This window comes from Pseudomonas sp. ok266 (assembly GCF_900110195.1).
In the GTDB taxonomy this organism is placed as follows: domain Bacteria; phylum Pseudomonadota; class Gammaproteobacteria; order Pseudomonadales; family Pseudomonadaceae; genus Aquipseudomonas; species Aquipseudomonas neuropathica.
This window is the reverse complement of the sequence record NZ_FOCU01000001.1, coordinates 385105-396429: the sequence shown is the minus strand read 5'-3', so window position 1 is coordinate 396429 and position 11325 is coordinate 385105. Positions and strand designations below refer to the sequence as shown.

General features: G+C 59.4%; 16 protein-coding genes. 8 read left to right on the top strand and 8 right to left on the bottom strand.

Translation table 11 applies throughout. From position 1 onward, the window contains the following. Nucleotides 1–4 precede the first annotated feature (4 nt). The 3 genes from rnk to cyaY form a co-directional block, all read right to left on the bottom strand. On the bottom strand, nucleotides 5–415 hold the full coding sequence (rnk, locus tag BMY54_RS01875) for a nucleoside diphosphate kinase regulator (RefSeq protein WP_034152030.1): 411 nt from the start codon (nucleotides 413–415) through the stop codon (nucleotides 5–7). Between the two features lie 128 nt (nucleotides 416–543). Further along, entirely contained in the window at nucleotides 544–768 is a 225-nt protein-coding gene (locus tag BMY54_RS01870; protein WP_093429716.1) for a DUF1289 domain-containing protein, read from the bottom strand. Nucleotides 769–772: 4 nt separating this feature from the next. Then, the gene (cyaY, locus tag BMY54_RS01865; protein WP_077575013.1) at nucleotides 773–1105 is read right to left on the bottom strand and encodes an iron donor protein CyaY; all 333 of its coding nucleotides are present in this window, start codon (nucleotides 1103–1105) and stop codon (nucleotides 773–775) included. A 317-nt stretch (nucleotides 1106–1422) separates the two neighbouring features. On the opposite strand from cyaY, the gene BMY54_RS01860 reads away from it, so the two are divergent. From BMY54_RS01860 to BMY54_RS01835, 6 genes are read left to right on the top strand one after another with little or no spacing between them, the layout of a single operon-like run. Next, nucleotides 1423–1596: an LPS translocon maturation chaperone LptM gene (locus BMY54_RS01860; protein ID WP_007911098.1), complete on the top strand. Its 174-nt coding sequence runs from the start codon at nucleotides 1423–1425 to the stop codon at nucleotides 1594–1596. A gap of 9 nt (nucleotides 1597–1605) precedes the next feature. Continuing rightward, nucleotides 1606–2853 (top strand): diaminopimelate decarboxylase, encoded by a 1248-nt coding sequence (gene lysA / locus BMY54_RS01855; protein WP_064389521.1) that lies wholly within the window; start codon nucleotides 1606–1608, stop codon nucleotides 2851–2853. Nucleotides 2854–2856: 3 nt separating this feature from the next. Beyond that, nucleotides 2857–3687: a diaminopimelate epimerase gene (gene dapF / locus BMY54_RS01850; RefSeq protein ID WP_093429715.1), complete on the top strand. Its 831-nt coding sequence runs from the start codon at nucleotides 2857–2859 to the stop codon at nucleotides 3685–3687. Nucleotides 3688–3700: 13 nt separating this feature from the next. After that, nucleotides 3701–4426 carry a DUF484 family protein gene (locus tag BMY54_RS01845; protein ID WP_064116398.1) on the top strand — a complete coding sequence of 242 codons (726 nt, stop codon included), beginning with the start codon at nucleotides 3701–3703 and terminating at the stop codon, nucleotides 4424–4426. A 2-nt stretch (nucleotides 4427–4428) separates the two neighbouring features. Next, on the top strand, nucleotides 4429–5328 hold the full coding sequence (gene xerC / locus BMY54_RS01840) for a tyrosine recombinase XerC (protein WP_007950060.1): 900 nt from the start codon (nucleotides 4429–4431) through the stop codon (nucleotides 5326–5328). Further along, nucleotides 5325–6032 carry an HAD family hydrolase gene (locus BMY54_RS01835; protein ID WP_093429714.1) on the top strand — a complete coding sequence of 236 codons (708 nt, stop codon included), beginning with the start codon at nucleotides 5325–5327 and terminating at the stop codon, nucleotides 6030–6032. The genes xerC and BMY54_RS01835 overlap by 4 nt, the downstream gene beginning before the upstream one ends. A gap of 189 nt (nucleotides 6033–6221) precedes the next feature. On the opposite strand, the gene sutA is transcribed toward BMY54_RS01835, so the two are convergent. From sutA to glnK, 4 genes are all read right to left on the bottom strand, one after another. Further along, the gene (gene sutA / locus BMY54_RS01830; protein ID WP_093429713.1) at nucleotides 6222–6548 is read right to left on the bottom strand and encodes a transcriptional regulator SutA; all 327 of its coding nucleotides are present in this window, start codon (nucleotides 6546–6548) and stop codon (nucleotides 6222–6224) included. A 102-nt stretch (nucleotides 6549–6650) separates the two neighbouring features. Then, entirely contained in the window at nucleotides 6651–7076 is a 426-nt protein-coding gene (locus tag BMY54_RS01825; protein WP_093429712.1) for a secondary thiamine-phosphate synthase enzyme YjbQ, read from the bottom strand. 215 nt (nucleotides 7077–7291) lie between these two features. After that, the gene (locus tag BMY54_RS01820) at nucleotides 7292–8629 is read right to left on the bottom strand and encodes an ammonium transporter (protein ID WP_083367564.1); all 1338 of its coding nucleotides are present in this window, start codon (nucleotides 8627–8629) and stop codon (nucleotides 7292–7294) included. 38 nt (nucleotides 8630–8667) lie between these two features. Then, a complete protein-coding gene (glnK, locus tag BMY54_RS01815) occupies nucleotides 8668–9006 on the bottom strand; it encodes a P-II family nitrogen regulator (protein WP_002555808.1) in 339 nt (112 codons plus the stop codon). 413 nt (nucleotides 9007–9419) lie between these two features. On the opposite strand from glnK, the gene BMY54_RS01810 reads away from it, so the two are divergent. Beyond that, nucleotides 9420–9680 carry an accessory factor UbiK family protein gene (locus BMY54_RS01810; RefSeq protein ID WP_007920416.1) on the top strand — a complete coding sequence of 87 codons (261 nt, stop codon included), beginning with the start codon at nucleotides 9420–9422 and terminating at the stop codon, nucleotides 9678–9680. Between the two features lie 359 nt (nucleotides 9681–10039). Then, nucleotides 10040–10567, top strand: coding sequence for a BRO-N domain-containing protein (locus BMY54_RS01805; protein ID WP_093429711.1), 528 nt, complete (start codon nucleotides 10040–10042; stop codon nucleotides 10565–10567). On the opposite strand, the gene BMY54_RS01800 is transcribed toward BMY54_RS01805, so the two are convergent. Continuing rightward, nucleotides 10562–10831, bottom strand: coding sequence for a HigA family addiction module antitoxin (locus BMY54_RS01800; protein ID WP_093429710.1), 270 nt, complete (start codon nucleotides 10829–10831; stop codon nucleotides 10562–10564). The two genes, BMY54_RS01805 and BMY54_RS01800, sit on opposite strands and share 6 nt — an antisense overlap. Nucleotides 10832–11325 lie beyond the last annotated feature (494 nt).

The window sequence follows — 11325 nt, the reverse complement described above, 5'->3', positions numbered from 1 at the left end:
GGGCTTACTCGCGGAAATCACCACCGTTGGCCGGCTGCGATTCGACTTCAAGCAAGGTCAGTTTGAGGGTCTTGCCACCCGGAGCCGGCCAGTCGATGTGCTGACCGACCTTGAGGCCCAGCAGTGCGCTGCCGACTGGCGCCAGAATCGAGATCTTGCCTTCATCGGCGTTGGCGTCCTTCGGGTAGACCAGCGTCAGGTGGTAATCCTTGCCACTGCCTTCTTCGCGGCAATGCACACGGGAATTCATCGTCACGACATCGGCGGGCACTTCATCGTGACCGACCACGGTGTCGGCGCGGTCCAGCTCGGTTTGCAGCGCAATCACGCCCGGCAGCGTGTCATCCAGGCTGTCGATCAGGCGCTCCAGACGTTGCACGTCCAGACGGGTAAGGGTGATGGAAGGTGCGGTCATGATCCGGGCAGACTCCTTTCTTCTGCACACAAAAAAAGCAAAACCCCGCCAAAAAAGACGGGGTTTTCACCAAGCCTCGATGGGTTGAGGCGTGTTCGGACACTATCACAGCTCAAAAAATATACAAGTCACGCCCCGCCGCACTGTTTGCGCTGCGACGCCTGCGCGCAAATCACACGTCGCCGGTCATCGTCTGCCGAGCGCCATTCGCGAATGTCTTCGACATGGCGGAAGCAGCCGAGGCAGACCTTCTGCTCATCCAATCGGCACACACCGCTGCACGGCGAGGGCACGGCCGGGCTGATGTTGCTGTACAGCGGCTTCGGTGGACGAACGGGAGCGGTGTCAGTCACGGAATCACAGACCTTCGAAGTCGAATTCAGCGCCAGCCTGCTGCTTGACGATGCGCTCGAGCATTTCGCCCAGTTGCTCTTCGCTCTTGTCGCACATCCAGCGCTCGCTTTCTTCGTCGTAGTCGAAGTGGAAACCACCGGACACCGCCGCCAGCCACAGCTGACGCAGCGGCTCCTGGCGGCTGAAGATCAGCTGCGAGCCGTTTTCGAACTTGACGGTCAGCACACCGGCCGAACTTTCCAGATCGATGTCCAGGTCGCTCTCGTCAAAGATGTCTTCCAGTTTTTCCTGGGTTTCATCGACCAGATCGTGGAAACGGGCTTCGGACAAACTCATTGCGGCAACCTCAAAAAATGTCTGATCAGGCACAAGCGCCGAAAGATACGGACGCTGCTGGCCGATTGCAAAGATTAACGACCAAGCACCGGTCAGGGCATCGAACACCCAACCCTGTGGGAGCGAGCCTGCTCGCGAATGGCCGGCACATTCAACATTATTGTTGCCTGACACACCGCCATCGCGAGCAGGCTCGCTCCCTCAGGGTTACCAGTGCTCACGGACAAGCCCCGCCGGACGGGAACCCCCTCGCATAGGCAAGCTGCCGGGTGGCCGGTATACTCCGGCGCAATTAACGCATTTTCAAGGATTTCGCCATGAAGCGCCTGATCTCTTCCCTTGCTGCGCTCGTCGCGGTTGCCTGCCTCGTTTCGGCCTGTGGTCAAAAAGGCCCGCTGTACCTGCCGGATGACGATCAGGACCCGGCCGAGCAAGCCCAGTCTTCGCAGAAGCAGCCGTCCAAAGCACACAAGCACGACGTTTACCAATAAGGGATCGCCATGGACGCTTTTAACTACCGTGGCGGGGAGCTGTTCGCGGAAGGTGTGGCGCTGTCCGCCATCGCCGATCGTTTCGGTACGCCCACCTACGTCTACTCCCGCGCGCACATCGAAGCCCAGTATCTGGCCTATGCCGATGCGTTGGCCGGCATGCCGCACCTGGTGTGCTTTGCGGTCAAGGCCAACTCCAACCTCGGCGTACTGAATGTCCTGGCCCGTCTCGGTGCCGGTTTCGACATCGTTTCCCGTGGCGAGCTGGAACGCGTTCTGGCCGCTGGCGGCAGCGCTGACAAGATCGTCTTCTCCGGTGTCGGCAAGACCCGTGACGACATGCGTCGCGCCCTCGAAGTCGGCGTGCACTGCTTCAACGTCGAATCCACCGACGAGCTGGAGCGCCTGCAAGTGGTCGCCGCCGAGCTGGGCGTTCGCGCCCCGGTATCGCTGCGGGTGAACCCGGACGTCGATGCCGGCACCCACCCGTACATTTCTACCGGTCTCAAAGAGAACAAGTTCGGCATCGCCATCGCCGACGCCGAAGACGTGTACGTGCGCGCCGCGCATCTGCCGAACCTGGAAGTGGTCGGTGTCGACTGCCACATCGGCTCGCAACTGACCACCCTGCCACCGTTCCTTGATGCGCTCGATCGCTTGCTGGATCTGGTCGATCGTCTCGGCGACTGCGGCATTCACCTGCGCCACATCGATCTCGGTGGTGGTTTGGGCGTGCGCTATCGCGATGAAGAGCCTCCATTGGCTGCCGACTACATCAAGGCTGTGCGCGAGCGCTTGAACGGACGTGACCTGGCGCTGGTGTTCGAGCCGGGCCGTTTCATCGTCGCCAATGCCGGCGTGCTGCTGACGCAGGTCGAGTACCTCAAGCACACCGAACATAAAGACTTCGCCATCGTCGACGCGGCGATGAACGACCTGATCCGCCCGGCGCTGTATCAGGCGTGGATGGACGTCACCGCGGTCAAACCGCGTGACACCGCTGCGCGCAAATACGACATCGTCGGCCCGATCTGCGAAACCGGTGACTTCCTCGCCAAGGACCGTGAATTGGCCCTGGCCGAAGGCGATCTGCTGGCCGTGCATTCGGCCGGTGCCTACGGTTTTGTGATGAGTTCCAACTACAACACCCGCGGCCGTGCTGCCGAAGTGTTGGTAGACGGTGATCAGGTTTTTGAAGTGCGCCGCCGCGAAACCGTGGCCGAGCTGTTTGCCGGCGAAAGCCTGCTGCCGGAGTAACCCATGCTGCTGCGTTTTACCAAAATGCACGGCTTGGGTAATGACTTCATGGTTCTCGACCTGGTCAGCCAGCACGCGCATATTCAGCCAAAGCACGCCAAGCAGTGGGGCGACCGCCACACCGGCATCGGTTTCGACCAGTTGCTGATCGTTGAGGCACCGTGCAATCCGGACGTGGATTTCCGTTACCGGATCTTCAATTCCGATGGCTCGGAAGTCGAGCAGTGCGGCAACGGTGCGCGCTGCTTTGCACGCTTCGTGCTCGACAAGCGTCTGACCGCCAAACGGCAGATTCGCGTCGAGACCAAGGGCGGCATCATCGAACTGGACGTGCGTAACGACGGCCAGATCGGCGTGAACATGGGCGCCCCGCGTCTGGTGCCAGCGGACATTCCGTTCGAAGCGCCGGCGCAGGCCAGCAGCTATCAACTGGAAGTCGACGGCACCACGGTCGAACTGGCCGCCGTGTCGATGGGCAACCCGCACGCAGTGTTGCGCGTGCAGGACATCAACAATGCACCGGTGCATGAACTGGGGCCGAAAATCGAACACCATCCGCGCTTCCCCGCGCGCGTGAATGTCGGTTTTCTCCAGGTCATCGACCGTAACCGTGCGCAGTTGCGCGTGTGGGAACGCGGTGCCGGGGAAACCCAGGCCTGCGGTACCGGCGCGTGTGCAGCGGCTGTCGCTGCGATCAGCCAGGGGTGGATGGATTCGCCGCTATTGATCGACCTGCCAGGCGGGCGCCTGTCCATTGAATGGGCTGGCCCTGGCCAACCGGTTCTGATGACCGGTCCGGCAGTGCGTGTATACGAAGGACAAGTACGTCTTTGAGTGAGCAGAAACCATGACCGATAAGCCTCAGGTACCCGCCCGACAGTCCGACGAATCAGCGTCCGAGAGCCTGGAGGCGGCAGCGGTTGCCGCATACCTGGAGGCTCATCCGGACTTCTTCGTCGAGCACGAAGAACTGCTGCCCGCCCTGCGCATTCCTCACCAGCGTGGCGATACCGTTTCGCTGGTCGAGCGGCAGATGACCATTCTGCGCGACCGCAACATCGAGATGCGCCATCGCCTCTCGCAATTGATGGACGTCGCCCGCGACAACGATCGACTGTTCGACAAGACCCGCCGTCTCATACTGTCCCTGATGGACGCCGCCAGCCTCGAAGACGTGGTGATCAGCGTCGAAGACAGCCTGCGCCAGGATTTTCAGGTGCCCTTTGTCAGCCTGATTCTGCTCGGTGACAACCCGGCACCGGTCGGTCGCTGGGTCACTCACGCCGACGCACAAGTCGCCATCGGTGGCTTGCTCACCGAAGGCAAAAGCGTCAGCGGCAGCCTGCGTGAGCATGAACTGGACTTCCTCTTCGGCGAAGAACAGCGCAAACAGATCGGCTCCACCGCCGTGGTCGCGGTCAGTCATCAAGGCATCCACGGCATTCTGGCGATCGCCAGCCGTGATCCGCAGCACTACAAGAGTTCGGTCGGTACGCTGTTCCTCAGCTATATCGCCGAAGTCATGGGCCGTGTGCTGCCACGGGTCAACAGCTCCCTGCGCTCGGTACGCTGAGCATGGAACGGCAACTTGACGCTTACTGCGAACACCTGCGCAGTGAGCGACAGGTGTCGCCGCACACGCTGTCGGCCTACCGCCGCGATCTCGATAAAGTCCTTGGCTGGTGCGTCAAACAGAACATCGGCAGCTGGGCGGCGCTGGATATTCAGCGTCTGCGCAGCCTGATCGCTCGTCTGCATGCGCAGGGGCAATCCTCGCGCAGCCTCGCGCGGCTGCTGTCAGCGGTGCGCGGGCTTTACCACTATCTGAATCGCGAAGGTCTTTGCGACCACGATCCGGCAACCGGTCTGGCACCGCCGAAGGGCGAACGTCGCCTGCCGAAAACCCTCGATACTGATCGCGCACTGCAACTGCTTGAAGGGGCGGTCGAGGATGATTTTCTTGCGCGGCGCGATCAGGCGATTCTGGAGTTGTTCTACTCCTCCGGCCTGCGCTTGTCAGAGCTGACCGGGCTTAATCTTGATCAACTTGATCTGGCCGATGGCATGGTTCAAGTGCTTGGCAAAGGCAGCAAGACCCGCCTGCTGCCAGTGGGTAAAAAGGCCCGCGAAGCACTGGAACAATGGCTACCGTTACGGGCCATGACCAACCCCGCAGACGACGCCGTGTTCGTCAGCCAGCAAGGTCGGCGCCTCGGCCCGCGAGCGATTCAGGTGCGGGTCAAACTGGCCGGCGAACGCGAACTGGGGCAGAACCTGCACCCGCACATGCTGCGGCATTCCTTCGCCAGCCACTTGCTGGAATCCTCGCAGGACCTGCGCGCGGTGCAGGAACTGCTCGGCCATTCGGACATCAAGACTACGCAGATCTACACCCACCTGGACTTCCAGCACCTGGCGGCGGTCTACGACAGTGCTCACCCACGAGCCAAACGCATGAAAGGCGATGATTCATGAGCATCCAGTTGATCACCTTCGACCTCGACGACACCTTGTGGGACACCGCTCCGGTGATCGTCAGCGCCGAAGCGATATTGCGCGAATGGCTGAGCGAACATGCGCCGAATCTGGGTGCGGTGCCGGTGGAGCATTTGTGGGGGATTCGTGAGCGGGTGCTGGCCAATGAGCCGGGGCTGAAACATCGCATCAGCGCGCTGCGCCGGCGGGTGTTGTTCCATGCACTGGAAGAAGCCGGGTACGCCCATGACGAGGCGTCGGCGCTGGCGGACAAGAGTTTTGAAGTGTTTCTGAATGCGCGGCATCAGATCGAAGTGTTCCCTGAAGTCGAACCAGTACTGGAGATTCTCGCCAATTACTATGCGCTTGGCGTGGTCACCAATGGCAATGCTGATGTGCGTCGATTGGGCCTGGCGGACTACTTCAAGTTTGCGTTGTGCGCGGAAGATATCGGCATCGCCAAACCGGATGCCCGGTTGTTTCATGAAGCTTTGCAGCGTGGTGGCGCTACAGCCGAAACAGCCGTGCATATTGGCGATCATCCGGGCGATGACATCGCTGGAGCACAACAGGCGGGGTTGCGGGCAATCTGGTTTAACCCGGCGGGGAAAGTCTGGGAAGCGGATCGTCTGCCGGATGCCGAGATTCGCAGCCTGAGTGATTTGCCAGCCGTACTCGCACGCTGGAATGCCACCTCGAAATAATCCACAAACCCTGTGGGAGCGAGCTTGCTCGCGAAAGCGTCAGGTCAGTCACTGCAATGCTGTACGACCTACCGCATTCGCGAGCAAGCTCGCTCCCACAAGGGAACTGCATTCACTTCAGCTCATTTATTCCAGGCATGAAAAAGCCCGCAGCGACGGCGGGCCTTTTCAGCAAGCCAGCGGCACGCCTCAGATAGGGCGGCTGCCGTACTTGTTGTCCGGCTTCTTCGGCGGATCGGCGACCACATTGGCCTCCACTTCCTGCACTTTTCCGCCACGCGACAGGAACTCTTCCATGGCCTTGGCCAGGGCGTCGCGTTCCTTGTTCTTGGCTTCAATGCTCGGCAATTCATCTACCGACACCGCGGCCTTGGCTTTGCCTTTGGCAGCCGGGGCCGGCGTATCGTCGCCACCATCGTCTTCAGCAACGTCTTCCGCTGCTGCTTCCAGACCTTCCTCGGCCTCGTCTTCGTCGCCTACTTCGAGGTCGTCGTTTTCCAGATCATCGTCGCTCATGTTCTACCTCATGACTTGCGAAAAGCAGATTAGTTATAGACCAGCTTTGGCAACTGTCGAAAGTCGCCGTTAAAAAATCAGTAACCATTGGTGACCAACGGTTTACGCCCCTTCACCGTGCAAGGTGGCGAGGACTTTTCGGGCACCGCCATGATCACGGTGCTCGCCCAGATAAACGCCTTGCCAGGTTCCCAGTGCCAGGCGACCTGCCGAAACCGGCAGACTGATCTGGCAGCCAAGCACGCTGGCCTTGAAGTGCGCCGGGAGGTCGTCCAGGCCTTCGTCGTTATGCTCATAGCCGTCTGTTCCTTGTGGGATCAGACGATTGAAAAATCGTTCGAAGTCGCGACGTACCGCCGGATCGGCGTTCTCGTTGATGGTCAACGACGCCGAGGTATGCTGCAGCCACAAATGCAACAGACCGACCCGGCACTCCCTGAGTTCAGGCAGCCCTTTGATCAACTCGTCCGTCACCAGATGAAAGCCCCGGGGCCGTGTCCGCAGGGTTATCAGAGTCTGTTGCCACATACAGTTCTCCGCACGTTCGGGGCGCATTCTAGCGCGCTCTGGGAAAAAACAAAGGCCCTAATATTCCTGCAATGATGTAAGCCATTGGCCGTAGAAAAACGCTCGTCGTAAACACGACCAAAGCCGTACGAAAAATCCTTTCAGCTGCTCTCTTTGCGACAAATTCCAGACAAAAAAATGCCCGGCGAACCGGGCAAGTTTTTTGCTGCGCGTACTTACAGGTTGTAGCCGCGTTCGTTGTGCTGTGCCAGATCGAGGCCGACCGATTCTTCTTCCTCGGTCACACGCAGACCCATCACAGCGTCCAGCACCTTGAGGATGATGAAGGTGACGATCGCGGTGTATATCACCGTGAAGCCCACGCCTTTGCACTGAATCCACACTTGTGCGGCGATGTCGGTCACGGTGCCGAAGCCACCCAGCGACGGTGCAGCGAAGACACCGGTGAGGATCGCGCCGAGGATACCGCCGATACCGTGTACGCCGAACGCGTCCAGGGAATCGTCATAACCGAGTTTGCGTTTCAGGGTGGTGGCGCAGAAGAAGCACACCACGCCTGCGGCCAGACCGATCACCAGTGCGCCCATAGGGCCTACGGTGCCGGCAGCCGGCGTAATTGCCACCAGGCCAGCAACCACACCCGAAGCGATGCCCAGTGCACTTGGCTTACCGTGAGTAATCCATTCGGCAAACATCCAGCCCAGCGCGGCAGCAGCGGTAGCGATCTGAGTGACCAGCATCGCCATGCCGGCGGTGCCGTTGGCCGCTGCAGCGGAACCGGCGTTGAAGCCGAACCAGCCGACCCACAGCATCGCCGCGCCCATCAGGGTGTAACCGAGGTTGTGCGGAGCCATCGGCGTGGTCGGGAAGCCTTTGCGCTTGCCCAATACCAGGCAGGCGATCAGACCAGCCACACCAGCGTTGATGTGCACCACGGTGCCGCCCGCGAAGTCGAGTACGCCCCAGTCCCACATCAGGCCGCCGTTGCCGGACCAGACCATGTGCGCGATCGGTGCATAAACCAGGGTGAACCAGACGCCCATGAAGATCAGCATCGCGGAGAACTTCATCCGCTCGGCGAACGCACCGACGATCAGCGCCGGGGTGATGATCGCGAAGGTCATCTGGAAGGTGATGAACACCGCCTCAGGGAACAGCGCCGCTGGGCCGGTCAGGCTCGACGGCGTGACACCGGCGAGGAACGCCTTGCCCATGCCGCCGAAGAACGAGTTGAAGTTGACGACGCCCTGCTCCATGCCGGTGGTGTCGAACGCAATGCTGTAGCCATAAATGACCCACAGGATGCTGATCAGACCGGTAATGGCGAAGCACTGCATCATCACAGAAAGAATGTTTTTCGAGCGAACCATGCCGCCGTAGAACAGCGCCAGGCCCGGGATGGTCATGAACAGCACGAGGGCTGTCGAGGTGAGCATCCAGGCAGTGTCGCCGGAATTGAGGACCGGGGCCGCCACTTCGTCTGCCGCCATTGCAAGGCTTGGCATTACGATGGACAACAGGGCTCCTAGCCCTGCGAATTTACGCAGAGTCATATTGTTTTCTCCTGGGGCGTTGGGGTTTGTGGCGGCGGTTAAATCGCGTCGGTATCGGTTTCGCCGGTACGGATGCGAATCGCCTGTTCCAGATTGACCACGAAGATCTTGCCGTCACCGATCTTGCCGGTGTTGGCCGCTTTGGTTATCGCCTCGATAACCCGATCCAGATCCTTGTCGTCGATGGCCACGTCGATTTTCACCTTGGGCAGAAAATCGACCACATATTCCGCGCCGCGATACAGCTCGGTGTGACCCTTCTGCCGGCCGAAGCCTTTGACTTCAGTAACGGTAATGCCCTGCACGCCGATTTCGGACAGCGACTCGCGCACGTCGTCCAACTTGAACGGCTTGATGATGGCAGTGACTAGCTTCATGAAACTCTCTCCCGAATTGGTGGACTTGCCCCAGGAAAACAAACCCGACTCAAGTCTAAGCGCAGTGCCTGGCTTTGTAACGCATCGTCGGCCTTACCTGCCCGACTGACGCCAGCTAACCGCTGCCGACGAAACTCCCCGCTCCGTCTGCCGCACTGCATTCGTCACAGCGACTGCATCAGTGCATGGGTCGAAGGTGACTAAGCAGAAAGCTTGCCATCTCGCCAAAATCCCCTGATTTCAATCCCTTGGCCGCTGCCACAGGCGTTAGCGCGAAAAAGGCCCGACGGTTACGCACAACAACGGTGCGTCGCCGCCCGCCCTCTTGCGCGAAAAGCGTGCATCCATGCCTGCATCAGTGACTATAGACACTGCGTGATACACTGCCCGCCACTGTTTACAGGACACATTCCATGCTCGCGCCCAAAGACTTCCTCGACGCCCTGAGCGGCACCGCCTCACGCCTGTTCAGCGGCGACACCCCGCTGCCGAAAGCCGAAATCGAAAGCCAGTTCAAGATGCTGCTGCAAAGCGCCTTCAGCAAACTCGACCTGGTGAGCCGGGAAGAATTCGATAGTCAGATGGTTGTGTTGGCGCGTACTCGCGCACGCCTCGAAAGCCTCGAAGCCAAAGTCGCCGAGATGGAAGCAAAGCTGACGCCGCCCGCTGAATAATCCGCGCCCCCTGTAGGAGCTGCCGAAGGCTGCGATCTTTTGATCTCCAGCCCTTCAACCATCCCGGCAACGTCCTACAACCTGAATGACCGCCGTCCGATTGCGCCGAAAAGCCCAGGTTTCTAAGCTCACCCGATGCTGAATGTTCAGCACCGGGTTTGGCGACCCGAACAGCTTAAGGCGCACGACAACCATGATGGCGGCTACATTTACCGCCACATCGTTTCATGGCGGTTGTGCGTGGGAGACCTTCGGGTCTGCCGGGTTCCTTTTGCTCCGGTTCGCCAACCCGCGTACAACTGCCACCCAATCGTTTGGCGACGATTGAGGGCAGCCCCTTAAGCAAGAGGAACTGCTCCATGAATCAAGAAGAGACTTATCTAAGCCCGCACATCTTCACCCGCCACAAACTCCCCCTCCACGCCCTTCTCATCCAGAACCAACCCTGGTTCTGCGCCCGAGACCTGAGTCGCCTGCTGCACATCTACCTCAACGAACGCATGCTGCGAAAACTCGACCCCGACCAATACCAAACCCGTAAAACCCTCATCCACAATCAAATCGAAAACACCCTGCTGATCAGCGAATCCGGCATCTACGCCCTCCTCGTCTACCACTACTGCCCCGAATACCGAGCGCTACGCGAATGGATCACCCACCAGGTCATCCCTACCCTGCGCGACGCCCAACATCCCACCACAAGCGAACGCCCACACCTGAGCCTGCTCAGTTGGCCGGATATGTCGTTGAGTTTGTTGCACTGGAATAACCAGCCGTGGATACGGTTGCAGGATGTGCCGCTGATGGTGGTGGAACGGGAACAGACCAAGCGCCCAATGACGGGGCCATGGTGGAAAAGGGCTTCGCGGATGCTGCAATCGCTATAAACCCGCATGCCGGAGCTGGACCCTGCGCAAATCGTAAGTCGATTGCAGATTCATCCAGAACTCAGGCGTAGTGTTGAGATGAGAGGCAAGGCTGATTGCCAGATCGGCGCAGATCCTGAGCTGGCATTTCACAAGCTTTTCGATCTCACTTGCGGGCCAGTTCGTGGGCATGGCCAGATCCATGATAGTCATGCCCAACGGCTCCATGAATTCCTTATTCAGAACCTCGCCCGGATGAATCGGGCGCATACCATTGCGGTTCATTTCTCGGCTCCAGAGGCTGCATTGAGCGGCCAAACTGGAGCATCCGACTCCGCGATACAAGATCGTCGAAACCCTTTCGCCGGCGTCCTACAACTATTAGGGCATAGCCCTACAAACATCAGAGTCTGCGCCCAGTTACGCAGCCCTTACGCATGTCATTACATTGGCAAACGAAATACGCCCATCAAAGTGGAGGTATCTGTGAAGGATAAGAAGAGGAAGGAAAAGCTATTTCAGATTGTTGATTTGCACCTCGAAGCACTCCGTTTGGCTGGGGATATGTCAGCCAACCAACGGCGATTTATTGAAGTTGCTGTTACATGTGGGCCAGCGCTTGAGCCAAGCGGCGCGCTGGCCGGTAGAAGGTCCTGAGTGAAAAATAAAAAAGGCGTCCATAGGACGCCTTTTTTTGTTCGGAGGAATAGTCGCAGCGATTCTTTAGCTCCTGGCTTTACGGCCTTGGGTTCAGAATCCGACAGGCTAGCCCGTCGTCA